Consider the following 22,429-nt stretch of genomic DNA (forward strand, 5'->3'; position numbering starts at 1 on the left):
TGGGGGTGAACCGGCTCAACTCGGCTGGCGCGGCGGAGGTTTGGGCGGGCAGGGTCGCTCCTGACAACCACAGACATGCGACGGCCCCCGCCGGGACTGGCATCCCAGTGCGAGGGCCTGACCTCCAGAGGAAGCAGAACCTTCCCTGATGGCTGAGAAGAAGCCTAGCGCCGCTGTGCGCGCCCATCCCCGTGTTCGGCGAACTGCCACCCACGCCGGGGTCACCCACATCACGCGACATCAGCCCGATCGCTACACGATCATCGGCAATCACCTCGCCCAGCACCGCGAGCTGTCGCTGACGGCGATCGGGGTGGGTACCCACATCCTGTCGCTGCCCGAGGGCGCGTCCGTCGATATCCGCACCCTCGCCGCTCGTTTCCCCGAGGGGCGTGACCGGATCGCCTTCGCGCTGCGGGAGCTGGAGGCGCACGGCTACATCGAGCGGGTACGGGAACGCGTCCCGGGCGGCCGCGTCATCACTCGGACCTACGCCCACAACGCCCCAGGCGGCGCCCAGGGCCATGGCGGCACCCAGGGCCGTACGGTGATCGGCCGCGGCCAGGAGGCGAAGCCCCCGTCGCCACCAGCTCCGACACCCGCTCCGGCCGAGCGCTGCCCCCTAAGTCCGGTCGCAGCCGTGCCACTCGTGCCACCCGTGCCGCAGGTGTCGCCCGCGCCCGCGGACGCGCCTCGCAGCGAGCACCAGGATGCAGCCGTCGCCCTCCTCGCAGCCCTGCGTCGCACCGACGACCGGCTCACTCTCTCCGCACGGGACGTACGCCGCCTCACCCCCGACGTCATCGCATGGTTCGACAGCGGCGCCACGAGCGCGGCCGTCCATCGCACTCTGACCGCGAACCTCCCGTCCGAGGTGGAGAGCCCGGCCGGGCTGCTCGCCCACCGTCTCCGGGAGCTGCTTCCGCCACCCCTTCCCGCAGGGCCCACGGCCTCAGCGGGCCCCGCCGCAGACGCTCGTCCCCGTCCGCACCCACTGCAGACCTGCGACGGCTGTGACCGCGCCTTCCGCGCCGAGCAGCCGGGGCGCTGCCGCGACTGCCGCTCCGAGCCGACGGCCGGAGGCACCGTTCTCGTAGCCTGACCCGTCCGACGCCCAGTCGGCAAAGGCAGGGGTGGGGCGGGCGTAGCGTTGCTGTATGACGAAGTACGGAAGCTTCCCCGGGGCGCGGCCGCGTCGGCTGCGCACCACCCCCGCCATGCGGCGGATGGTCGCGGAGTACCGCCTGCATCCGGCGGACCTGATCCTCCCGGCGTTCGTCCGCGAGGGCATCTCGGAGCCGGTGCCGATCTCCGCGATGCCGGGCGTCGTCCAGCACACCCGCGACACGCTGCGCAAGGCAGCCGCGGAAGCGGTCGAGGCGGGGGTCGCCGGGATCATGCTCTTCGGGGTGCCGGAGGACGAGAAGAAGGACGCGGCCGGTACGGCGGGCACGGACCCGGACGGCATCCTCCAGGTCGCCATCCGGGACGTACGGGCCGAGGTGGGCGACGATCTCGTGATCATGTCGGACCTGTGCCTGGACGAGTACACCGATCACGGCCACTGCGGTGTGCTGGACTCCGACGGCCGGGTCGACAACGACGCGTCGCTGGAGCGGTACGCCGAGATGGCGCAGGTCCAGGCCGACGCGGGCGTCCACGCGGTGGGCCCCAGCGGCATGATGGACGGTCAGGTCGGGGTGATCCGGGACGCGCTGGACCAGACCGGCCACGAGGACGTCTCGATCCTCGCCTACACCGCGAAGTACTCCTCGGCGTTCTACGGGCCGTTCCGCGAGGCCGTCGGCTCCTCGCTCAAGGGCGACCGCAAGACCTACCAGCAGGACCCGGCCAACCTCCGCGAGTCGCTGCGGGAGCTGGCGCTCGACCTGGAGGAGGGCGCCGACATGGTCATGGTCAAGCCGGCGCTGCCGTACCTCGACGTCCTGGCGAAGATCGCGGACGCGGTGGACGTGCCGGTCGCGGCGTACCAGATCTCCGGTGAGTACGCGATGGTCGAGGCCGCCGCCGAGAAGGGCTGGATCGACCGCGACAGGGCGATCCTGGAGACGCTGACGGGTATCAAGCGGGCGGGCGCCAACATGATCCTGACCTACTGGGCGACGGAGGTCGCGCAGGGTCTTTGAAGTGTGCGGGGCGGGTGCCGGCGCGGTGCCCGCCCCGCTGTGGCTCCCGTTCCCGGGCAACCGGGGGCGGGAGCTTCGTCGTGGAGCGCTTCATCGCGGCGGGTTTCGCCCGGTGGGTCCCGGGCACGCGCCCTGATGTCAAGGAAGACCCCGACCGATCGAGGAGAGGGAACACCATGACTGCCAAGCGCACGATGCAGGCCAAGGGCGCGCAGGCTCGCGGCACCGTCAAGGAAGCCGCCGGCCGAGCGATGGGCAACCGTCGGATGCAGGCGGAGGGCCGGGCGGAGAAATCCGCGGGCCACTCGCTGGACTCCGCGCAGAAGGCCAAGCACACGATGCGAGGGCATTGACGCACAGCGCCCCCGTCCGGCTCCGGCCGGGCGGGGGCGACGTGTGTCCGGGCGCCGGCGGGGCGAAGCCGCCGGCGGTTGCCGTCAGAGGCGCTCGGGGGTGCGGATGCCGAGCAGCGCCATGCCCTGGTGCAGGGTGCGGGCCGTCAGGTCGCACAGGAACAGCCGGTTGGCGATCTGGTCCGGGCCGCCCTCGGCCTTCAGGACCGGGCACTGGTCGTAGAAGGTCGTGTAGAGGGACGCGAGCTGGTAGAGGTACGCGGCGAGCTTGTGCGGCTCGAAGGAGCCGGCGACCTCGGCCAGGACCTCGGAGAACTGGTCGAGGTGCAGGCCCAGCGCCCGCTCGGCCGGGGCGAGTTCGAGCTCGGGGTGGGCCGCGGGCCGGGCGTCGCCGCTGAGCCGCAGGATCGACTGGATACGGGCGTACGCGTACTGGAGGTACACCGAGGTGTCGCCGTTGAGCGAGACCATCTGGTCCAGGTCGAACTTGTAGTCGCGGGAGGCGGACGTCGAGAGGTCGGCGTACTTCACCGCGCCGATGCCGATCTGGACACCGTTCGCGACGATCTCCTCCTCGGTGAGCGCGATCTTCTCGTTGTTCTTCTCGCGCACGACCGTCGTCGCCCGCTCGATCGCCTCGTCGAGGAGATCCACCAGCCGCACCGTCTCGCCCTCACGGGTCTTGAACGGCTTGCCGTCCTTGCCGAGGACCGTGCCGAATGCGAGCTGGACGGCGTCGACCTTGTCGCCCAGCCAGCCGGCCCGGCGGGCGGTCTCGAAGACCATCTTGAAGTGCAGCGACTGGCGGGCGTCGACGACGTACAGCAGGGTGGACGCGCCGAGGTTCTGGACGCGGTCGCGGATCGCGGAGAGGTCGGTGGCGGCGTAGCCGTAGCCGCCGTTGGACTTCTTGACGATCAGCGGGGTCGGATTGCCGTCCGGGCCCTTCACATCGTCGAAGAAGACGCAGAGCGCACCGTCGGAGCGGACCGCGACGCCGGTCTCCTCCAGGATGCGGCAGGTCTCCTCCAGCATGTCGTTGTAGCCGGACTCGCCGACCACGTCGACATCGCGGATCTCCATGTCGAGCTTGTTGAAGACCGAGTAGAAGTAGATCTTCGACTCGTCGACGAACCGCCGCCACAGGGCGAGGGTCTCCTCGTCCCCCGCCTGGAGGTCCACGACCCGGCGGCGGGCCCGCTCCTTGAACTCCTCGTCGGAGTCGAAGAGGCCGCGCGAGGCCTTGTAGAGCCGGTTGAGGTTGGACATGGCCTCCTCACCGGAGACCGCGCCGCCCTCGTGGTCCAGCTCGTGCGGGTGCTCGATGAGGTACTGGATGAGCATGCCGAACTGGGTGCCCCAGTCGCCGATGTGGTGCCTGCGGACGACCTTCTCGCCGGTGAACTCCAGGATCTCGGTCATCGCGGCGCCGATCACGGCGGACCGCAGATGGCCGACGTGCATCTCCTTGGCGACGTTGGGCTGCGCGTAGTCGATGACGGTGGTGCCGGGCGCCGTGGCGTACGGCACGCCGAGGCGGTCGTCGGCGGCGCGCTCGGCGAGCGTCTTGATGATCGCCTCGTCCGCGACGGTGATGTTGAGGAAGCCGGGCCCGGAGACCTCGACCTCCTTGATCACCGCGCCGTCGCCGGCCGGGATGCCCTCGACGACCTGCGCGGCCAGCTCCCGCGGGTTGCCCTTGAGCTTCTTCGCGAGCGCCAGCATGCCGTTGGCCTGGAAGTCGGCCCGGTCGCTTCGTCGCAGCAGCGGGTCGGCGGCGCCGGCCTCCGGCAGGGCTGCCGAGAGGGCGTCCGCGACGCGCTGGTGTACCGAAGCTGCGAGCGAGGTGACCGAGGCCATGGAGAAGAGCCGTTCCGTTGGAGTGGAAAGGGTTTGCCAACGAGTATCCCACGGCACTACCACTGAATTTCCGCCCGGAGGACGTCTGGGAGAATGGGTGCCGTCAGGCTTTTGTGCGCCGGACGGCGCAAAAGGAAGAGGAAGGGCCGATCGTGGCTCAGCAGAGCACCGAGACCGACTGGGTCTCCAGGTTCGCGGACGAGGTCATTGCCGAGGCGGAGCGCCGCGCTCCCGGCAAACCGATCGTCTGCGCCTCGGGTCTGAGCCCGTCCGGCCCCATCCACCTCGGCAACCTCCGCGAGGTCATGACGCCGCACCTCGTCGCCGACGAGATCCGGCGCCGCGGCTACGCCTGCGAACACATCCTGAGCTGGGACGACTACGACCGGTACCGCAAGGTCCCGGCCGGCGTCGACCCCTCGTGGGCCGAGCACATCGGCAAGCCGCTGACGTCCGTGCCCGCCCCGCCCGGCAGCCCGTACGGCAGCTGGGCCGAGCACTTCAAGGTGGCCATGGAAGCCGCCCTGCAGGAGATGGGCGTCGAGTACCGCGGCATCAGCCAGACCGAGCAGTACACCTCCGGCGCCTACCGCGAGCAGGTCCTGCACGCGATGAAGCACCGCTCGGAGATCGACGGCGTGCTGGACCGCTACCGCACCAAGGACAAGGCGACCGGCGCCCCCAAGAAGCAGGGCCAGAAGCAGCAGAAGCCGGTCGACGAGGCGGAGCTGGAGGCCGCGGAGGGCTCCGGCGCGGCGAGCGAGGACGACGGCAGCGCGGGCGGCGCGGGCTACTTCCCGTACAAGCCCTACTGCACGGTCTGCGAGAAGGACCTGACCACGGTCACCTCCTACGACGACGAGAGCACCGAGCTGGCCTACAGCTGCACCGCGTGCGGCCACGCCGAGACCGTCGTGCTGCGGGAGTTCGACCACGGCAAGCTGGTCTGGAAGGTCGACTGGCCGATGCGCTGGGCCTACGAAGGCGTCGTCTTCGAGCCCAGCGGCGTCGACCACAGCTCGCCCGGCTCGTCGTTCGTCGTCGGCGGCCAGATCGTGCGCGAGATCTTCGGCGCCGATCAGCCGATCGGCCCGATGTACGCCTTCGTCGGCATCAGCGGCATGGCCAAGATGTCCTCCTCCAAGGGCGGTGTGCCCACCCCGGGCGACGCCCTGAAGATCATGGAGGCGCCTCTGCTGCGCTGGCTGTACGCCCGTCGCCGCCCCAACCAGTCCTTCAAGATCGCCTTCGACCAGGAGATCCAGCGGCTGTACGACGAGTGGGACGCCCTGGAGCGGAAGATCGCGGACGGCACGGTGCAGCCGGCCGACGCCGCGGCCTACGCCCGCGCCATCGGCACCGCCGCGGGCGAGCTGCCCAGGACGCCCCGCCCGCTGCCCTACCGCACCCTGGCCTCGGTCATGGACATCACCGCGGGCCACGACGAGCAGACGTTGCGCATCCTGGGCGAACTCGACCCGGAGAACCCGGTGACCTCGCTGGAGGAGACCCGGCCGCGGCTCGACAGGGCCGAGTACTGGATCACCACCCAGGTCCCTGCCGAGCAGCGCACCATCGTGCGGGACGAGCCGGACGAGGAGCTGCTCGGCTCCCTCGACGACGAGGCGCGCGCCTCGATGCGGCTGCTCCTCGACGGGCTCGACGAGCACTGGTCCCTGGACGGCCTGACCGCGCTGGTCTACGGCGTCCCGAAGATCCGCGCGGGCCTCGCACCGGACGCCAAGCCCACCCCGGAGCTGAAGGTCGCCCAGCGGCAGTTCTTCGCGCTGCTCTACAAGCTGCTCGTCAGCCGGGAGACCGGGCCGCGGCTGCCCACGCTGCTGCTGGCGGTCGGCGCGGACCGGGTGCGCAAGCTGCTCGGCGGCTGAATCGCGGGCGGTGGTCGCGGGACGCGAGGCGTAGGGCCCCGCGCGCGACTGCGACTTCGGAGTGACACGGGTTCGGCCCCAGGGAGGAGGATCCCCGGGGCCGGGCCCGTCACGCTGGAGGCATGAGAGGTTTCTTCGGCTTCATCGTCATGCTTCAGGGGGCTCTGGGCTTCATCGGCCAGGTGTTCTTCGACGGCGCCTGGGGTCTGCTGCCCCACTGGTTCGCGCTGCCGTCGGTCGCCTACGTCGGCATCTTCGCGGCCGGCGTCGCGCTGATCGCCTGGGAGGAGACGGACAAGAAACGCAAGAAGGCGCGGTCGGGGGGCGAGGCGGTCTAGGGCCTGCCGTCCGGACCCTGCCGGGCTCGCGCGCGGCGCCGCCCGGCACGGGTGCGGGCTACGGAATGTGCTCGGTCTCCATCTCCATGCGGAGCCGCAGCCGGAAGTCCCGTACGAAGCCCCGCAGATAGCCCTCGGACAGTGGGCCGCCGTCCCGGCCGGTCACGCCGTAGAAGTCCAGGAGATACCGGCCGAACTGCCGGGAGTCGGGGAACCCGTTCTTCTCCGCGACATAGGCGCGGAAGGCGGTGAAGTACGCCTCGTCCCGCGGGACGTCGTCCGGCAGCGAGCTGAGCGGCGGCAGCTGCCCGGGGTCCGGGGCGAAGCCGGCGGCCGGGTCGGCGGGCTCGGCGTACGCCTCGGGTTCGGGCGCCGCGGCCGGTACGGGCCCGGCCTCGTCGACCGGACCGCCGCCGCGCTGCTCGGGGATCGGCAGCGCACCACCGGCACTGCCCAGCGGTCGGCTGCGGCCCGGACCCACCGGAACGGTCAACTGCGGTGCCGCGGCGTCCTGTCCGGCCTCGGGCGCGGACGGTTCCTCGGACAGCGCATGGCTGATCTCCGGTTCGGCGGCGGCCGTACGGGGCGGCGCGGTCTCGGCATCCGTGCGGTCGGTGAGGGCGGCGGCCGTCTCCTGCGGCGGCCCCGCGGCGTCGCCCGGCCCGGGGGCCACCGGCGGGACGGGCGCGAACCGGTCCTCCGTGGCCGTGCCCGAGGGCATCAGGGCCGCCGGCGCGATGCCGGCCGCGGCGAGGCCGGCGGGCGCGGTCCTGGCCAGCGGTACGCCGTAACGCGCCAGCCGCAACGGCATCAGCGACTCGACAGGTGCCCGGCGGCGCCACGCCCGCCCGTAGCGGGCCCGCAGCCGCGCCTGGTAGACCAGCCGGTCCTGCTCCAGCTGGATGACCTGCTCGTAGGAGCGCAGCTCCCACAGCTTCATGCGGCGCCACAACCGGAACGTGGAGGGGAAGGCGAGCAGCCAGCGGGTCAGCCGGACGCCCTCCATGTGCTTGTCGGCGGTGATGTCCGCGATGCGCCCGACGGCGTGCCGGGCGGCCTCGACGGCCACCACGAACAGCAGCGGGATCACCGCGTGCATGCCGACGCCGAGCGGGTCGGGCCAGGCGGTCGCGCCGTTGAACGCGATGGTCGCCGCGGTCAGCAGCCACGCGGTCTGGCGCAGCAGCGGAAACGGGATGCGGATCCACGTCAGCAGCAGATCCAGGGCGAGCAGCACGACGATCCCGGCGTCGATGCCGATGGGGAAGAAGACCGAGAAGCCGCCGAAGCCCTTCTTCTCGGCCAGCTCGCGCACCGCCGCGTAGGAGCCCGCGAATCCGATGGCCGCGATCAGCGCAGCCCCGGCGATGACCACACCGATCAGGATGCGGTGGGTACGAGTCAACTGCGCCGTCTGCGTCGCGGACACCCGCGGTCCCTCCCGGCCTCGGCGACATGACGCGCCTAGGGTGGCACACCTGTTCGCCGGCCGCCGCCGCAGGTGCCCCCGGCGGGGCCGGGGGCCGTCAGGGACGCGGTGCGGTCAGCGGGACGTCAGCTGTTCGCCTTGATGGCCGCGGTGACCGCTTCCTTGGCGGCGGCCTGGGCCTTCTTCAGCAGGTCGTCGGACTTGGGGGTGTCGCCGCCGGCCAGGCCCGCGCCGTTGTAGTTGAGGGTCACCACGATGTTGGCCGTACGGGCGACCACCGTCGTGTTCTTGAAGTCGTTGTCGTCCTTCTTCAGGTCGTAGGTGACCGAGGTCGCCTCGTCGCCGGTACCGGAGGACTGGACCGTCTTGACCTTCTTGGCGTTCTCGGTCGTCTTCGCGCCGGCGACCTGCTTGCCGTAGAACTCCCGGGCGCGCTGCTCGCCGGAACCGAGCGACGCCTCGGAGTCGTAGCGCTGGTAGCCGATGTCCAGCCAGCGGAACTGGGTGCCGTCGACGCCCTGGGCGTCCGAGCTGTTCCAGGCGCAGGTGCCGTGCGCGGAGTTGTCGTTGGACTTGCCCCGCTCCCCGGACTCGTCCTTCACCTCGGGCAGCAGCTTCTTGACGGTGTCCTTGGAGAACGCCTCGCACGGGTTCGGCAGCTTCTTGTACTTCGCGGCCGCGACGGTCGGCGAGGGGCTGCCCGCCTTGCCGGCGGTGTCCGAGGAGGCGGAGTCGCCGGAGTCCTTGGAGTCCGAGCCGGAGCAGCCGGCGACGAGCATCACCGGTACTGCGGCGCAGGCGAGAAGGCTGGCGAGTCGCTTGGCTGAACGGTGCATGGTTCCTTCGCTGTTCGTCGTCGTGAAGTCGGCGCGGTGCGACCGTGGGGGTCGCCCGTGGCGGCGAGCTCTGCCGCACACGCAGGGCAGGGCTAGACGGCACGGTACGCGGCGGAACGGGCCGGGTGGCCGATTCGTGTCGTTTGCGACATCGGACAAAGGGGATTCACTCGCCACTAAGGGGTGAATGGTCCTATCCGGACTCAAGGGACTATTCGTTGAACCGCTCGACCAGCTCGCCGGCCAGCGAACGGGCCCTGTCCTGCAATTCCTGGCTCTCGGGCAACATCGACTTGTCGGTGGACCACTGGTCGTACCCGATCGTCACAATCACATTCGACGTGCGGAAGACCACAGTCACATCTCGGTGCACACCGGAGTCCGCGGTGATCAGTTTGTCGTTGAGGAACGCCGCGTCGCCGAGGTCGTCCAGCACGCGCGGAGCGATGGAGCTGTCCGGGGCCGTGCTCGTGTCGGAGGACGTCGAGGGGTCGGCGGACGTCTTGCCGGCGTCGTCGGGGGCCTTGCCCGCCGCGGAGCCCTTGCCCGCTCCGGCCCCGTCGGCCGCTCCGGTCGCCTTGCCCGTCCCGGCTCCCTTGCTGTTCGTCGCGGACGGGGACGCGGGCGGGGAGGTCGGCGCGGTCGAGCCGGCGTCGCCGGACGGGATGTCCGCGGCCAGCTCCTTGTCCGCGTAGATCTCCTGCGCCTTGTCGTCGTCGCTGACGGCGGCGTCGTAGGAGACCACCCGCTGGATGTCCAGGCTCAGATGGCGGGTGCCCGCGGCGGTCTCGCGCTTCCAGCGGCAGCCGACGCGGCGGTCGGTGTCGTAGGTGATGTCGGCCTCGCCGCCGTAGATCTTCTCCGCCTCGGCCTGCGAGGGCTGCCGGCCGTCGCCGGGCAGCATGCCCCGGACCGTGCCGCGGGCGGGCAGGCCGCACGCCTCCGGGAGGGTCTGGTAGCGGCCGGGCTCGGCTGCCTGGCTCGACGAGCTGGCGCCGCCGGCCTTGGCGTCGGCGGCGTCGTCATCGGTGCTGGAGCCGCCGGTGCAGCCGGCGAGGCCGACGGTCAGGGCCGCGGCGGCCACCAGTGCGGCGCCGGGTACGAACGACTTGCGTGGCATCGTTCGCGGCTCCTTCCCTGCGAAATGCGGTTGCCGCCGGGCGGCGGGCGATGGACACAATGTGTACCGCACGTCTTGCCGCGAACGCCGGTCCACCGTCCTACATGGGATGAGTTGTCCGCCTTTTGCGTTTTATGTTTTTTCGGGGGAATGGGGGAGTCATGTCGTACACCGAGGTGCCTGGTGCACAGGTGCCGATCCGGATGTGGGCGGACCCGTCCACGGTCGAGGGTGTCGCCATGCAGCAGCTGCGCAATGTCGCCACGCTGCCGTGGATCAAGGGCCTCGCCGTGATGCCGGACGTGCACTACGGCAAGGGGGCCACCGTCGGCTCGGTGATCGCGATGCACGGCGCGGTCTGCCCGGCGGCGGTCGGCGTCGACATCGGCTGCGGGATGAGCGCGGTGAAGACCTCGCTCACCGCGGAGGATCTCCCGGGTGATCTCTCCCGGCTCCGCTCCAAGATCGAGGAGGCCATCCCGGTCGGCCGCGCGATGCACGACAGTCCGGTCGAGCCGGGCCGGATGCACGGATTCCCGTCGGCCGGGTGGGACGACTTCTGGGCGCGGTTCGACGGGGTCGCGTCGGCGGTCAAGTTCCGTGAGGAGCGGGCCGTGAAGCAGATGGGCTCGCTGGGCGGCGGCAACCACTTCATCGAGTTCTGCCTGGACGAGTCGGGCGCGGTGTGGCTGATGCTGCACTCCGGCTCCCGGAACATCGGCAAGGAGCTGGCCGACTTCCATATCGGGCAGGCGCAGAAGCTGCCGCACAACCAGGGGCTGGTCGACCGCGACCTCGCCGTCTTCGTCTCGGACACCCCGCAGATGGAGGCGTACCGCAACGACCTGTTCTGGGCCCAGGAGTACGCCAAGAACAACCGCGCGATCATGATGGCGCTCTTCCAGGACGTCGTCCGCAAGGAGTTCAAGAAGGCGCGTCCGACGTTCGAGCCGGTGATCTCCTGCCACCACAACTACGTGGCGGAGGAGCGGTACGACGGGATGGACCTGCTGGTGACCCGCAAGGGCGCGATCCGGGCGGGCAGTGGCGAGTACGGCATCATTCCGGGCTCCATGGGCACCGGTTCGTACATCGTCAAGGGCCTCGGCAACTCGGCGTCCTTCAACTCCGCCTCGCACGGCGCCGGTCGGAAGATGAGCCGGAACGCCGCGAAGAAGCGCTTCTCCACGCGGGATCTGGAGGAGCAGACGCAGGGCGTGGAGTGCCGTAAGGACTCCGGTGTGGTGGATGAGATCCCCGGTGCGTACAAGCCGATCGAGAAGGTCATCGATCAGCAGCGGGACCTGGTGGAGGTCGTCGCCAAGCTCAAGCAGCTGGTGTGCGTGAAGGGCTGAGCCGGTGGGCGGGGCCGTTCGTGGACGGTCGCGCTGCCGATGTGGCAAGGAGCCGGGACGCCCGAGGAGGGTGTCCCGGCTCCTTGCCGTGCGGGGTCCGGTGCGGACGGGGTGCCGCACCGAGGTGTCATGTCGTGCGGTGCACCTTGGAGTTGGATGCCTGGGCGCGCGGGCGGACCACCAGCAGGTCGATGTTGACGTGCGAGGGGCGGGTGATCGCCCAGGCGATGGTGTCGGCGACATCGTCGGCGCTGAGCGGTTCCGCGACGCCTTCGTAGACCTTGGCGGCCTTGGCCTCGTCGCCGCGGAAGCGGGTCGTGGCGAACTCGTCGGTCTTGACCATGCCGGGGGCGACCTCGATGACGCGTACGGGCTGTCCGCACAGTTCCAGGCGGAGGGTCTCGGCGAGGACGTGTGCGCCGTGCTTGGCGGCCACATAGCCGCCGCCGCCCTCGTAGGTGGCGAGGCCGGCGGTGGACGACAGCACCACGACGGTGCCGTCGCCCGAGGCCGTCAGCGCGGGCAGCAGCGCCTGGGTGGTGTGGAGGACGCCGAGCACGTTGACCTCGTACATCGCGCGCCAGTCGGCGGGGTCCCCGGTGGCGACGGGCTCCGCGCCGAGGGCTCCGCCGGCGTTGTTGACCAGGACGTCGCAGCGGTCCAGGCCGGCCGCGAAGGCGTCGACCGCCGCGCGGTCGGTGACATCGAGGGCGTACGCCTCGGCGTGCGGCAGCTCGGCGGCGAGTGCCTCGATGCGGTCCTTGCGGCGGGCGGTCAGCACCACGCGGTAGCCGGCCTCGGCCAGCGCTCGCGCGGTCGCGGCGCCGATGCCGCTGCTGGCTCCGGTGACGACGGCGGTACGGGCGTCGGCGGTCATGGCGCTCTCCTCGGGCCTGTGGCGTGTGGTGCGCGCCGCTTCGGGTGCGGAACGGCGGCTGCGGTCTGCCGGATCGCGGTCCGCGGGTGTGCCCGCGGTGCCCGGCCAGGATATGCAGCCGTGGTCAGCGGCCCCGCGGCGCATACATGATCACGGCCATGCCGGCCAGGCAGATCAGGGCGCCGATGACGTCCCAGCGGTCGGGGCGGTAGCCGTCCGCGACCATGCCCCACGCCAGCGAGCCGGCGACGAACACGCCGCCGTACGCGGCGAGGATCCGGCCGAACTCGGCGTCCGGCTGGAGCGTGGCGGCAAAGCCGTACACGCCGAGGGCGATCACTCCGGCGCCGATCCAGAGCCAGCCCCGGTGCTCGCGGACTCCTTGCCAGACCAGCCAGGCGCCGCCGATCTCGAAGAGGGCGGCCAGGACGAACAGCAGGACGGAGCGGGCGATCAGCATGCGGACAGCGTAAGGACGGGACGCGAGGCGTCGGGAACGTCGGGGGAACGTTGGGAAACGGAGGCGTAGGGAGGAGTCGTGGGCGGGCGCGCCCGTCGGGTGCGGGGCGGGTGTCAGTGGGGTGTGAGAGCTTCGGGGCATGCTCATCGAACGTGCTTACGTGGACCTTCCGCAGGGGGAGGGGACGGCGGAGGACGGCTGGCCCTGGACGGTGCCGTGTGTGCGGCAGCTGGTGGAGGAGGGGCTGCCGTTCCGCGCGCCGGTGACGTTCCTCGTGGGGGAGAACGGCTCGGGGAAGTCGACGCTGGCGGAGGCGCTGGCGGAGGCGTTCGGGGTGGATCCCTACGGCGGTTCGGCCGGGTACAAGTACGCGGGATCGCGGGAGCCGTCGGTGCTCGGCCGGGCGATGCGGTTCGACCCGACGTCGGTGGGGCGCCGGATGGTGCGTGGACCGCGCACCTGCAGGCGTGGCTTCTTCCTTCGGGCCGAGACGGCTCTGGAGGCGCTGAGCCGGGAGCGGCTGTCGCAGTCCCCGGGCGACATGAGCCATGGGGAGGGCTTCTTGATGGCCTTCCGGGAGAAGTTCGCCCAGCCGGGGCTGTATGTGATGGACGAGCCGGAGGCCGCGCTGTCCTTCACGTCCTGTCTTGAACTGGTCGGGTTGATGAGCGACTTGGGGAGCGGTGGTGCGCAGATCATCTGCGCCACGCACTCACCGCTGCTGACGGCGCTGCCCGGTGCCGCGATCGTCGAGGTCGGCGACCACGGCATGCGGCAGGCGCAGTGGGCGGAGCTGGGTCTCGTCGATCACTGGCGCCGCTACCTCAAGGACCCGCAGGCGTATCTACGGCATGTGCTCCCGGGGTGAGGCTGCCGGGCGCGCGGGCGGCTTCGGGAGCCGGGGTGGCGCCGGTCCAGTGGCTGAGGGCGTCATGGAGCGCTGAGGCACGCTCGGCGGGGGCGGCGGAGTCGTCGGCCCAGGCGATGTAGCCGTCCGGGCGCACCAGGAGCGCCGTGCGCCGAGCACCTTCCCAGGAGGTGTGCAGGAAGCGGTCGTCGGCGGGCTGCCCGGCGGTTTCGTCGGCCGGGGTGATGAGGACGAACCTGCCCTGGCGCAGGAGTGCGTAGAGGCGGTTGCCGTCGGCGAGGCGGAGGTCGGGGGCGCGGCGGCCGGTGAGCGGGTGGGCGCCGGGCGGGGCCGCGTAGGTGATGCCGATACCGGAGAGGTTGAGCATCGCGCGCCGGGAGAGCGGCCGAAGACGGTTGAGGAGCTGGGCCACGAGGGCGCGGGCCACGCGCCCCGGCGGGGTGTGCAGCAGCGCGAGCCGGACGATGGCGCCGCTGCTGCGCAGGACCTGCTTGCCCACCGGGTGACGCTCGGCGTGATAGCTGTCCAGCAGGCTGTCGGGGGCGCGGCCGCGCAGCACCGCGGCGAGCTTCCAGCCGAGGTTGGCGGCGTCCTGCAGCCCGGTGTTCATGCCCTGGCCGCCGGCGGGGGAGTGCACATGGGCGGCGTCGCCTGCGAGGAAGACGCGGCCCACGCGGTAGTCCGGCACCTGGCGTTCGTCGCTGTGGAAGCGGGAGATCCAGCGGGCGTCGTGCATGCCGTAGTCGCTGCCGAGGGCGAGCCGGGTGACGGTGCGGACCTCGTCGAGGTCGGCCGGGACGGAGTCGTCGGCCTGGCGGTGGCGGTTCCAGCCGATGACGCGGTACCAGCCGTCGCCGAAGGAGCCGATCAGGGCCAGTGCGTCACTGGTGGCGTTGACGGTGAAGGGGGAGTCGGGCTCCTGCGCGAGGCGAACGTCGGCGAGGACGAGGGAGCGGATGACGGACTTCCCGGGGAAGGGCAGACCGAGGGCCTCACGGATGGTGCTGCGGAGGCCGTCGGTGCCGACCAGATACGCGGCGCGGATGCCGCGGACGCCCCGCGGGTCACGGACACGGGCCGTCACGCCGCCGGCGTCCTGCTCCAGGCCCAGCACCTCGCTGTCGTACCGGAAGGTGACGCCGGCCCGGCGGGCGCGCCGCTCCAGCAGCCTCTCCACCTCGAACTGCGGGGTGATCAGCACGAACGGGAATCGGGACGGGAGTGCCGTCGGGTCGAGGGTGGCGCTGCCGAAGAGGCGGAGCCCGCTGAGCGGGTGGCCGCCGGCGACCAGCTCGTCGGCGAGTCCGCGGGCGTCGAGCTGCTCCAGGGTGCGGGCGTGTACGGCCAGCGCGCGGGTGAGGTTGCTGATCGTGTCGGGGCGCCGCTCCAGGAGGGTGACGCGCAGCCCGGCCTCGGCGAGATCCCCGGCCAGCAGCAGGCCCGTGGGACCTGCCCCGACGACGAGGACATCGGCGTCCTGGGCATCGGCCCGGTCGCCGGGCGGGCGGACGGGGGAGACGCCCGGGCCGGGGCCCGCGCCGGTGTCCGGAGTGGCGCTCCGGCCGGTGTCCGGATCGGTGTGCGTGGCGCTGCTCGGGTCGGTGGTGCCGGGTTCGCGGTGGGTGTCCGTCATGGCTGCCCCTCCTGTGCCAACGCATGTGGGTCAACGCGTGTTGGTCAACGCTTGTTGGCAAGCGTAGAGCGGCCGCTTCTGGCATGTCAACGAGCGTTGGCCTACATTTGTGGGCATGGCCGAATCCGCACCGCCCGCCGAGGCCGCGCCCGCGCCCGGGGAACCCGCCTCCGGGGGCCCCGCCCGCCCCCGCCGCTCCGAGGTCACCCGCGCCGCGATCCTCGCCGCCGCGAAGGACCGCTTCGCCGCCGACGGCTACGAGCGCGCCACCATCCGCGCCATCGCGCGCGAGGCCGGCATCGACCCGTCGATGGTGATGCGCTACTACGGCAACAAGGAGGGCTTGTTCGCGGCCGCTTCGGAGATCGAGGTGCGCGCCCCCGACCTCAGCGGAGTGCCGCGTGACGAACTCGGCGCCCGGCTCGTACGCCACTTCCTGGAGCGCTGGGAGGGCGACGAGACGCTGACCGGCATGCTCCGCGTCGGCGTCACCAACGAGGCGGGCGCGGACCGGGTGCGCGGCGTGTTCGCAAGCCAGGTGCGCCCGGTGCTCGCCGCCGTGTGCCCGGTTCCCGAGGAGGCGCCGGCCCGTGCCGCGCTGATCGCCTCGCAGATCCTCGGGATGGCGCTGTGCCGCTATGTGCTGCACTTCCCGCCGGCCGTCGGCCTCGGCCACGACGAGGTCGTCGCCTGGCTGGCCCCCACGATCCAGCGCTATCTGACGGCCGAGAGCCCGGACGGACCGGAGCCCTCCTGACGGTCGGGGCCGGTGTCCGCCGGGGGCGTCAGCGGGCGTAGGCCGTGGGAGGGACGCCGACGGTCGCGGTGACATCGCGGACGAGATGCGCCTGGTCGCTGTAGCCCAGCTCGGCGGCGAGCGCGGGCCAGTCGACCTCCGCGTCGGACGCGGCGCGCTCCAGGGCCTCGTGGACGCGGTAGCGCAGCAGCACCCACTTGGGGCTGACCCCGACGTATCCGGCGAACAGCCGCTGCAAGGCCCGTACGGACATGCCCTCGGCCCGCGCGAAGTCCGCGACGCGGCGGATCGAGCGGTCCGCGCGGATCCGGCCGGCCAGCCCCATCGCGAGTTCGGTCTGTTCCAGGAGCCGCGGCTCGGTGTGCAGCAGCGAGGTCAGCAAGGTGTCGAGCGCGGCCACCCGGTCGTCCTCCACGTCGGGTCCGAGCACCGCCCGCGCGGCTTCCGCCGCGGCGGCCCCGCGCCCGCCTTCCGGGCTCCCGGCGGCGAGGGACACGCCCGCCGCAGGGTCCTCGCCGGTCTCGAAGAGCACCTCGAGCGGCAGCCGGCGCCCGGTCCAGTCGGTGGCCGGCCGCGACGGGGCGAACGGGCGGAAGCCGCCCGGCCGGAACTGCACCCCGCACACCCGGCCGCGCCCCGTCAGCTTCTTGGAGAACAGCTCCAGCCCGACGCCCGCGACCTCGCCGAATCCGGGGCGGTCCGCATAGCGCTGGAGGACGAGGTTCACGCACGGGTGCGGGACGACATGGGTGGCGTACGGCTCGGAGAGATCCCAGTCGATCAGCCAGTAGTGCTCCACATACGGGCGCAGCGCGGCGGCGGGGGTGCGGCGGCGGAACTGCACCCGGGTGAAGAGTTCCGGGGCGTCGACGATGCCCCGGGTATCGCGCCGTGGAGCGGCCATGCAATGAATCCTAGGCGCGGCCGCGAGCGGGCGGCGGCCGGCGCTGTCGCGTTTGTTCAAGCCGTCCCAGACGCCCGGTCGTAGCGTCATCGGCATGACGGACATCACAGGCAGGACGGACGAAGAACAGCGCACTCAGCGGCGGGCGGAGCATCCCGCCCCGATCAGCGAGCTGCTCGACGCGGCGGCGGAGGCGGCGCTTCCGGTGCTGCGCGAGGTCACCGACGACCAGCTGGGGCGGCGGACACCGTGCGCCGAATACGACGTGCGGTCGCTGATCAACCACCTCTTCCAGGTGGTGGTCGCCTTCCAGACGCTGGCCGGCAAGAAGGAGGTGGACTTCCGGTACACGCCCGACCGGCTCGCCGAGTTCGGTGCCCGGTGGCCCGACCGCTTCGCCGAGGAGAGTGCGCTGCTGGTCGGGGCATGGGCCGCACCGGGCGCGGAGGAGGGCCTCACCGGCGGGATGAACCTGCCCGCGCGGACGGTCGGCCGGATGGCGCTGCTGGATCTGACGGTGCACGCCTGGGACGTGTCCCGGGCGATCGGCCGGCCGTACACGCCGGCCCCCGGATGCGTGCCCGAGCTGCGGGAACTGGCCGCCGAGATGGGGCCGACGGCGCGGAAGATGCAGGTCTTCGGTGAGCCGGTCGCGGTGCCGGCCGGTGCGTCCGAGTTCGACGAGCTGCTGGCGGCCACCGGCCGTGACCCGGGCTGGACCGGCTGAGGCGCGTCCCACGGGAGGTGCGCCGAACGCTTCCGGTCCGGTGACGGCGGGTCGCCGGACCGGCCGAGCGGTGCACGCCGCTCCTCGTCACCTCCTTGATCAGCCGTATGCGCTGCTTGCGCCCCACTCGACGGCACCCCGGCGCGTCGCGCTCCTTCGGGACGGACCGCCGGACACGGCGCGGACGTGTCCCGATAGCGCCCGTGCCGCCCGCCCCCTGCCTAGGGTGTGGACCGAGACGGGAGGCCCGCACATGCATCAGCCCGGCCCGAGCGCCCAGCAGCCGAATTCCGTGACACGGCCGAAGCCCGCGACCGCACCGGGGCACCGGCCCTCGGACGCGCCGCCGGCGGGGCCGCCGGCCGGTGACGACCCGCTCCCCCGAGCGCTGATCGACTTCTACGGGCTGGCGCCGCTGCCCCGCGAGGGCGGGCGGTTCCGGCGTACCTGGGCGGGGCCGGAGCGGGCCGACGGGCGGCCCGAGGGATCGGCCATCGTCATGCTGCTGACCTCGGAACCCGGCGATTTCTCGGCCCTGCACCGCCTGCCGACCGACGAGATCTGGCACTTCTACCGCGGCGATCCGCTCACCCTGCTCCTGCTGCCCGATACCGGCCCGGAGGGCGCGCGGGACGACGGCCGGGGAGCCGGTGGCGGCGCCAGGTCCGTCGTGCTGGGCCCGGACGTACTGGGCGGGCAGCATGTGCAGTTCACGGTGCCGGCCGGCACCTGGATGGGCGCCTCGGTCGCCGACGGCGGGGCCTGGACGCTCTTCGGCTGCACCATGGCGCCCGGCTTCACCTACGCGGACTACGAGCACGGGGACGCCGCGGAACTGGCCGCGCGCTTTCCCCGGGAGGCAGCGCGGATCGCCGCGCTGAGCCGCCCATGACCGGACAGCCCGAAACTCCTGGCACTCCTGACACTCCTCCGCTCACCGGCACGCCCCGGGCCGGCGCGACCGCGGCCGATACCGCGGCCGCTGCCGCGGACGGCCGCCGGGAGCTCCCCGACCTCACCGGCCAGGTCGTCCTCGTCACGGGGGCGGGCGGTGGGATCGGCGGCGGCATCGCCCTGCGGTTCGCCGCCGCGGGCGCCGCCGTGGTGGCGCACTTCCGTACGCGGGGCGACGCTGCGCGGGCGCTCGTCGCGCGCATCGTGGACGCCGGCGGCAGCGCGCTGGCACTGGGCGCCGACCTGGCCGAGGAGGCGGAGTGCCACCGCCTGGTGCGGTCGGCCGCCGACTGGCGTGGCCGGCTGACCACGCTGGTGAACAACGCGGGGGTGCAGCCGGTCCAGGAGCTGGCGGGGATGTCCCTCGCGGACTGGCGGGCGGTGGCCGATACCAACGTCCACAGCGTCTTCGCCTGCACCCAGGCAGCGGCCGCCGTCATGCGGGAGGGCGGCGGCGGGTCGGTGACCCATGTCGCCTCCATCGAGGCGGACCGCCCGGCACCCCTGCACGCCCACTACAGCGCGTCGAAGGCCGCGGTGGTGATGCACGCGCGCTCCGCGGCGCTGGAGTACGGGGCGTACGGCATCCGCGTCAACAGCGTCTCGCCGGGGCTGATCGCGCGCCCCGGTATCGAGGCCGACTGGCCGGAGGGGGTGCGGCGCTGGCAGGAGGCGGCACCGGCGCGCCGGTTGGGGCGGCCCGAGGACGTCGGCGACGCCTGCGTCTTTCTCGCCTCGCCGATGGCTTCCTGGATCACCGGTCACGATCTTGTCGTCGACGGCGGGGTCTCGGCCCGCCCCACCTGGTGAGCGAAGGCCGCCCGGACCCCGGGCGCGGCACCGGACGGCGCGTGCACGAACTCGGGGACCACCCCGCTCGGCCCGCCGCCGCACCGGGGCGGTGGCTCAGGGCCAGACCAGGCAGTACGCCTCGTGCCCCGCTTCGTGCAGCCGGTGGCTGAAGTCCTGCCACTCGTGCAGGAGCTGGTAGACGGTGAAGGCGTCCTGCGGGCCGCCGCGGTCGGGGACGGTGGACCAGATGAAGGCCGCCGCGCCGACGGACTCCTCGCCGACCCCGCGCAGCGGGTCGACCACGGTCATGGGGAGTTTGACGACGGCGTAGTCGGGGTGGAGGACGACGAGTTCGAGCGGCGGAACCTTGTGAAGCGGTATGCCCTCTATACCGGTGAGGACCATGGCGGCCATCGTCTCGGGCTTGATCTTCGTGAACATGCCGCCCATGCCGAGTTCATCGCCGCCGAGTTCCTCAGGACGCATGGAAATCGGCACCCGGGCCGCAGTCGCGCCGTTCGGCGCGCCGAAGTATTTGTACGTCACCCCCATGCGGCCGCCTCTGTTTTCCCCACCCTGGATGCCCTCGGTGTCCTCACGCCGGTGGCGACCGCGCTGGGCGCGCTCGGGACCCCGGTCGTCGGTCCCCTCGCCCAGTCCGCCACCGCGATGCATATCTCCACCCGACCACTCGCAGCTACAGCCGCGCAACCCGATCATCGTCTCAGAGACCTCCCCAGTAACCGGCGTGTGAAACGCCCGGCCGCACGCCCCTGCGCGCCTCTGAGACCATTGCTTGCGTGACTTACTCGTACGACGGCCCAGTTTCGCAGATGCGAGGGGGCTGACGCCCGGTAGAGAGCAAGAGGAATCAAAAAGGGACCGAGTGGGAACCGAGCGGCGCCTACAGGTGGTACGCGAGGGGATTCCCGCACCGTTGTCAGCCGGGCCGCGTCCGAGTGCCGCCGCCCTCCCTCCGTTAATGCAGGTCAGGATCACAGTGTCTTTTCCGTATGAAGCCCCTGTTTCGCAGTCGCTGTTCGACCGCGCGTCCGCGGTGACGCCCGGCGGCGTCAACTCTCCGGTGCGGGCGTTCCGCGCCGTGGGCGGTACGCCCCGGTTCATGGTGTCCGGTACCGGTCCGTACCTCACCGACGCCGACGGTCGCGAGTACGTCGACCTCGTGTGCTCGTGGGGACCGATGATCCTCGGCCACTCGCATCCCGCGGTGATCGCCGCGGTCCAGGAGGCGGTCGCCCGCGGCACGTCCTTCGGTACGCCCGGCGAGGGCGAGGTCGAACTGGCCGAGGAGATCGTGGCGCGGATCGCGCCGGTCGAGGAGGTGCGGCTGGTCTCCAGCGGCACCGAGGCGACCATGTCGGCGATCCGCCTCGCCCGCGGCTTCACCGGCCGGGCGAAGGTGATCAAGTTCGCGGGCTGCTACCACGGGCACGTGGACGCGCTGCTGGCAGCGGCCGGCTCGGGCGTGGCGACCTTCGGCCTGCCGGACACCCCGGGGGTGACCGGTGCGCAGGCCGGCGACACGATCGTGCTGCCGTACAACGACATCGAGGCCGTCCGCGCCGCGTTCGCCGCGCACCCGGGGGAGATCGCCTGTGTGATCACCGAGGCATCGCCCGGCAACATGGGCGTGGTCCCGCCGCTGCCCGGTTTCAACCAGGGACTGAAGGACGCGTGCGCGGAGCACGGCGCGCTCTACATCTCCGACGAGGTGATGACGGGCTTCCGCGTCAGCAAGGCCGGCTGGTACGGCATCGACGGGGTGCGCCCCGACCTGATGACCTTCGGCAAGGTCATGGGCGGCGGCTTCCCGGCGGCGGCGTTCGGCGGGCGTGCCGACGTGATGGCGCACCTCGCGCCGGCCGGCCCCGTCTACCAGGCGGGCACCCTGTCCGGGAACCCGGTCGCCACCGCCGCCGGTGTCGCGCAGCTGCGGCTGCTGGACGACGCCGCGTACGAGAGCGTCGACGCGGTCTCCGCCGAGGTGCGCGGGCTGGTCACCGCGGCGCTGGCGAAGGAGGGTGTGGCGCACCGGCTGCAGGTCGCGGGCAACATGTTCTCGGTCTTCTTCACCGACGCCGAGGTCACCGACTACGACGCGGCCAAGACGCAGGAGGCTTTCCGCTTCACCGCCTTCTTCCACTCGATGCTGTCGCAGGGGGTCTACCTCCCGCCGTCCGCCTTCGAGTCGTGGTTCGTCTCCACCGCCCACGACGCCGCCGCCGTCGAGCGGATCGCGGCGGCGCTGCCGGCCGCCGCGCGGGCCGCGGCCGAGGCGACCGCCTGACCGACGGCGGTGCGGCCGTGGACGTGTCGTGCGACGCGCCGTGTGACGTGCCGGAGCCCGGCCGGGGGACCGGCCGGGCCCGCGACTGCATGCAGAGGACTGAATGAATGGGTGACATGAGCAGCGAAGACATGACCGTCGTGCACCTGATGCGGCACGGCGAGGTGCACAACCCCGACGGCGTTCTCTACGGGCGCCGGGCCGGCTACCACCTCTCCGACCTCGGTCGGAAGATGGCCGACCGGGTCGCGGAGCATCTCGCGGAGCGGGACATCACGCATGTCGTCGCCTCCCCGCTGGAGCGCGCGCAGGAGACGGCGGTGCCGATCGCCGGGGCGCACGGTCTGGAACTGGCCACCGACGAGCGGCTGATCGAGGCGGCCAACGTCTTCGAGGGGAAGACCTTCGGGGTCGGCGACGGCGCGCTGAAGAAGCCCGGCAACTGGAAGTACCTGACGAATCCGTTCCGGCCGTCCTGGGGCGAGCCGTACATCGAGCAGGTCGTCCGGATGATGGCGGCGCTCGCCACGGCGCGGGACGCGGCCCGTGGACACGAGGCGGTGGCGGTCAGCCATCAGCTGCCGATCTGGATCGTGCGCAGCTTCGCCGAGCGGCGCCGGCTGTGGCACGACCCGCGGAAGCGGCAGTGCACCCTTGCCTCGCTGACGTCCTTCACCTTCCACGGCGACCGGATCATTTCGGTCGGCTACAGCGAGCCCGCGCGCGACCTGGTTCCCTCCCACCTGCTGGCCGGCGCCAAACCCGCCAAGGGGAAGTCCAAGGCTTTCGGAGCCTGACTCTCCATCAATTGGCGGCACGTCA

General features: G+C 72.0%; 22 protein-coding genes. 13 read left to right on the top strand and 9 right to left on the bottom strand.

Annotated elements, in window-relative coordinates; genetic code table 11:
* Window positions 1–148 precede the first annotated feature (148 nt).
* The 3 genes from QOM21_RS19505 (at window position 149) to QOM21_RS19515 (ending at window position 2,500) form a co-directional block, all read left to right on the top strand.
* On the top strand, window positions 149–1,102 hold the full coding sequence (locus QOM21_RS19505) for a helix-turn-helix domain-containing protein (RefSeq protein WP_407551793.1): 954 nt from the start codon (window positions 149–151) through the stop codon (window positions 1,100–1,102).
* A gap of 55 nt (window positions 1,103–1,157) precedes the next feature.
* On the top strand, window positions 1,158–2,147 hold the full coding sequence (hemB, locus tag QOM21_RS19510) for a porphobilinogen synthase (protein WP_407551794.1): 990 nt from the start codon (window positions 1,158–1,160) through the stop codon (window positions 2,145–2,147).
* A 176-nt stretch (window positions 2,148–2,323) separates the two neighbouring features.
* Window positions 2,324–2,500, top strand: a complete 177-nt coding sequence (locus QOM21_RS19515; protein ID WP_398553455.1) for a CsbD family protein — start codon at window positions 2,324–2,326, stop codon at window positions 2,498–2,500.
* A gap of 84 nt (window positions 2,501–2,584) precedes the next feature.
* On the opposite strand, the gene argS is transcribed toward QOM21_RS19515, so the two are convergent.
* A complete protein-coding gene (gene argS, locus QOM21_RS19520) occupies window positions 2,585–4,360 on the bottom strand; it encodes an arginine--tRNA ligase (protein WP_407551795.1) in 1,776 nt (591 codons plus the stop codon).
* A gap of 152 nt (window positions 4,361–4,512) precedes the next feature.
* On the opposite strand from argS, the gene lysS reads away from it, so the two are divergent.
* Together lysS and QOM21_RS19530 are read left to right on the top strand one after the other, a co-directional pair.
* Window positions 4,513–6,249 (top strand): lysine--tRNA ligase, encoded by a 1,737-nt coding sequence (gene lysS, locus QOM21_RS19525; RefSeq protein ID WP_407551797.1) that lies wholly within the window; start codon window positions 4,513–4,515, stop codon window positions 6,247–6,249.
* 122 nt (window positions 6,250–6,371) lie between these two features.
* A complete protein-coding gene (locus tag QOM21_RS19530; RefSeq protein WP_407551799.1) occupies window positions 6,372–6,587 on the top strand; it encodes a hypothetical protein in 216 nt (71 codons plus the stop codon).
* 58 nt (window positions 6,588–6,645) lie between these two features.
* On the opposite strand, the gene QOM21_RS19535 is transcribed toward QOM21_RS19530, so the two are convergent.
* The 3 genes from QOM21_RS19535 to QOM21_RS19545 all read right to left on the bottom strand — a co-directional run bounded on the left by QOM21_RS19535 (window position 6,646) and on the right by QOM21_RS19545 (window position 9,972).
* A complete protein-coding gene (locus tag QOM21_RS19535; protein ID WP_407551801.1) occupies window positions 6,646–8,016 on the bottom strand; it encodes a DUF2637 domain-containing protein in 1,371 nt (456 codons plus the stop codon).
* A gap of 125 nt (window positions 8,017–8,141) precedes the next feature.
* Window positions 8,142–8,852, bottom strand: a complete 711-nt coding sequence (locus QOM21_RS19540) for a DUF3558 family protein (RefSeq protein WP_407551803.1) — start codon at window positions 8,850–8,852, stop codon at window positions 8,142–8,144.
* A gap of 211 nt (window positions 8,853–9,063) precedes the next feature.
* Entirely contained in the window at window positions 9,064–9,972 is a 909-nt protein-coding gene (locus QOM21_RS19545; RefSeq protein ID WP_407551805.1) for a hypothetical protein, read from the bottom strand.
* A 161-nt stretch (window positions 9,973–10,133) separates the two neighbouring features.
* Here QOM21_RS19545 and QOM21_RS19550 point away from each other — a divergent pair, with 161 nt between their 5' ends.
* On the top strand, window positions 10,134–11,327 hold the full coding sequence (locus tag QOM21_RS19550) for an RtcB family protein (RefSeq protein ID WP_407551806.1): 1,194 nt from the start codon (window positions 10,134–10,136) through the stop codon (window positions 11,325–11,327).
* Between the two features lie 127 nt (window positions 11,328–11,454).
* Here QOM21_RS19550 and QOM21_RS19555 read toward each other — a convergent pair whose 3' ends face one another.
* Entirely contained in the window at window positions 11,455–12,204 is a 750-nt protein-coding gene (locus tag QOM21_RS19555) for an SDR family oxidoreductase (protein ID WP_407551808.1), read from the bottom strand.
* 124 nt (window positions 12,205–12,328) lie between these two features.
* Complete coding sequence (locus QOM21_RS19560; protein ID WP_398553481.1) at window positions 12,329–12,664, bottom strand: YnfA family protein; 336 nt, start codon at window positions 12,662–12,664, stop codon at window positions 12,329–12,331.
* 139 nt (window positions 12,665–12,803) lie between these two features.
* Here QOM21_RS19560 and QOM21_RS19565 point away from each other — a divergent pair, with 139 nt between their 5' ends.
* Window positions 12,804–13,532, top strand: coding sequence for an AAA family ATPase (locus tag QOM21_RS19565; RefSeq protein WP_407551811.1), 729 nt, complete (start codon window positions 12,804–12,806; stop codon window positions 13,530–13,532).
* Here QOM21_RS19565 and QOM21_RS19570 read toward each other — a convergent pair.
* A complete protein-coding gene (locus QOM21_RS19570) occupies window positions 13,489–15,165 on the bottom strand; it encodes an FAD-dependent monooxygenase (protein WP_407551813.1) in 1,677 nt (558 codons plus the stop codon). The two genes, QOM21_RS19565 and QOM21_RS19570, sit on opposite strands and share 44 nt — an antisense overlap.
* A gap of 115 nt (window positions 15,166–15,280) precedes the next feature.
* Between QOM21_RS19570 and QOM21_RS19575 the strand changes: the two genes are divergently transcribed.
* Entirely contained in the window at window positions 15,281–15,922 is a 642-nt protein-coding gene (locus tag QOM21_RS19575) for a TetR family transcriptional regulator (RefSeq protein ID WP_407551815.1), read from the top strand.
* Between the two features lie 28 nt (window positions 15,923–15,950).
* On the opposite strand, the gene QOM21_RS19580 is transcribed toward QOM21_RS19575, so the two are convergent.
* Window positions 15,951–16,826 carry a DUF6597 domain-containing transcriptional factor gene (locus QOM21_RS19580; protein WP_407551816.1) on the bottom strand — a complete coding sequence of 292 codons (876 nt, stop codon included), beginning with the start codon at window positions 16,824–16,826 and terminating at the stop codon, window positions 15,951–15,953.
* Between the two features lie 94 nt (window positions 16,827–16,920).
* Here QOM21_RS19580 and QOM21_RS19585 point away from each other — a divergent pair, with 94 nt between their 5' ends.
* The 3 genes from QOM21_RS19585 (at window position 16,921) to QOM21_RS19595 (ending at window position 19,317) form a co-directional block, all read left to right on the top strand.
* The gene (locus QOM21_RS19585; protein ID WP_407551818.1) at window positions 16,921–17,553 is read left to right on the top strand and encodes a TIGR03086 family metal-binding protein; all 633 of its coding nucleotides are present in this window, start codon (window positions 16,921–16,923) and stop codon (window positions 17,551–17,553) included.
* A 253-nt stretch (window positions 17,554–17,806) separates the two neighbouring features.
* Complete coding sequence (locus QOM21_RS19590) at window positions 17,807–18,445, top strand: cupin domain-containing protein (protein ID WP_407551820.1); 639 nt, start codon at window positions 17,807–17,809, stop codon at window positions 18,443–18,445.
* The gene (locus QOM21_RS19595; protein WP_407551822.1) at window positions 18,442–19,317 is read left to right on the top strand and encodes an SDR family NAD(P)-dependent oxidoreductase; all 876 of its coding nucleotides are present in this window, start codon (window positions 18,442–18,444) and stop codon (window positions 19,315–19,317) included. Before QOM21_RS19590 ends, QOM21_RS19595 begins: the two co-directional genes overlap by 4 nt.
* 96 nt (window positions 19,318–19,413) lie before the next feature.
* Here QOM21_RS19595 and QOM21_RS19600 read toward each other — a convergent pair whose 3' ends face one another.
* The gene (locus tag QOM21_RS19600) at window positions 19,414–19,974 is read right to left on the bottom strand and encodes a hypothetical protein (RefSeq protein WP_393892856.1); all 561 of its coding nucleotides are present in this window, start codon (window positions 19,972–19,974) and stop codon (window positions 19,414–19,416) included.
* Between the two features lie 307 nt (window positions 19,975–20,281).
* Between QOM21_RS19600 and hemL the strand changes: the two genes are divergently transcribed.
* Together hemL and QOM21_RS19610 are read left to right on the top strand one after the other, a co-directional pair.
* Complete coding sequence (hemL, locus tag QOM21_RS19605) at window positions 20,282–21,607, top strand: glutamate-1-semialdehyde 2,1-aminomutase (RefSeq protein WP_407551824.1); 1,326 nt, start codon at window positions 20,282–20,284, stop codon at window positions 21,605–21,607.
* Window positions 21,608–21,723: 116 nt separating this feature from the next.
* Complete coding sequence (locus tag QOM21_RS19610) at window positions 21,724–22,404, top strand: histidine phosphatase family protein (RefSeq protein WP_407551826.1); 681 nt, start codon at window positions 21,724–21,726, stop codon at window positions 22,402–22,404.
* Window positions 22,405–22,429: the final 25 nt, after the last annotated feature.

Source organism: Streptomyces sp. Pv4-95 (assembly GCF_045782725.1).
GTDB lineage: Bacteria > Actinomycetota > Actinomycetes > Streptomycetales > Streptomycetaceae > Streptomyces.

Bases quoted from the DNA above. Each gene is read 5' to 3' on its own strand.
- QOM21_RS19505 (WP_407551793.1), top strand. From the start codon at position 149: ATGGCTGAGAAGAAGCCTAGCGCCGCTGTGCGCGCCCATCCCCGTGTT.
- hemB (WP_407551794.1), top strand. From the start codon at position 1,158: ATGACGAAGTACGGAAGCTTCCCCGGGGCGCGGCCGCGTCGGCTGCGC.
- QOM21_RS19515 (WP_398553455.1), top strand. From the start codon at position 2,324: ATGACTGCCAAGCGCACGATGCAGGCCAAGGGCGCGCAGGCTCGCGGC.
- argS (WP_407551795.1), bottom strand. From the start codon at position 4,360: ATGGCCTCGGTCACCTCGCTCGCAGCTTCGGTACACCAGCGCGTCGCG.
- QOM21_RS19530 (WP_407551799.1), top strand. From the start codon at position 6,372: ATGAGAGGTTTCTTCGGCTTCATCGTCATGCTTCAGGGGGCTCTGGGC.
- QOM21_RS19540 (WP_407551803.1), bottom strand. From the start codon at position 8,852: ATGCACCGTTCAGCCAAGCGACTCGCCAGCCTTCTCGCCTGCGCCGCA.
- QOM21_RS19545 (WP_407551805.1), bottom strand. From the start codon at position 9,972: ATGCCACGCAAGTCGTTCGTACCCGGCGCCGCACTGGTGGCCGCCGCG.
- QOM21_RS19550 (WP_407551806.1), top strand. From the start codon at position 10,134: ATGTCGTACACCGAGGTGCCTGGTGCACAGGTGCCGATCCGGATGTGG.
- QOM21_RS19555 (WP_407551808.1), bottom strand. From the start codon at position 12,204: ATGACCGCCGACGCCCGTACCGCCGTCGTCACCGGAGCCAGCAGCGGC.
- QOM21_RS19560 (WP_398553481.1), bottom strand. From the start codon at position 12,664: ATGCTGATCGCCCGCTCCGTCCTGCTGTTCGTCCTGGCCGCCCTCTTC.
- QOM21_RS19565 (WP_407551811.1), top strand. From the start codon at position 12,804: ATGCTCATCGAACGTGCTTACGTGGACCTTCCGCAGGGGGAGGGGACG.
- QOM21_RS19570 (WP_407551813.1), bottom strand. From the start codon at position 15,165: ATGACGGACACCCACCGCGAACCCGGCACCACCGACCCGAGCAGCGCC.
- QOM21_RS19575 (WP_407551815.1), top strand. From the start codon at position 15,281: ATGGCCGAATCCGCACCGCCCGCCGAGGCCGCGCCCGCGCCCGGGGAA.
- QOM21_RS19580 (WP_407551816.1), bottom strand. From the start codon at position 16,826: ATGGCCGCTCCACGGCGCGATACCCGGGGCATCGTCGACGCCCCGGAA.
- QOM21_RS19585 (WP_407551818.1), top strand. From the start codon at position 16,921: ATGACGGACATCACAGGCAGGACGGACGAAGAACAGCGCACTCAGCGG.
- QOM21_RS19590 (WP_407551820.1), top strand. From the start codon at position 17,807: ATGCATCAGCCCGGCCCGAGCGCCCAGCAGCCGAATTCCGTGACACGG.
- QOM21_RS19595 (WP_407551822.1), top strand. From the start codon at position 18,442: ATGACCGGACAGCCCGAAACTCCTGGCACTCCTGACACTCCTCCGCTC.
- QOM21_RS19600 (WP_393892856.1), bottom strand. From the start codon at position 19,974: ATGCATCGCGGTGGCGGACTGGGCGAGGGGACCGACGACCGGGGTCCC.
- hemL (WP_407551824.1), top strand. From the start codon at position 20,282: ATGCAGGTCAGGATCACAGTGTCTTTTCCGTATGAAGCCCCTGTTTCG.
- QOM21_RS19610 (WP_407551826.1), top strand. From the start codon at position 21,724: ATGAGCAGCGAAGACATGACCGTCGTGCACCTGATGCGGCACGGCGAG.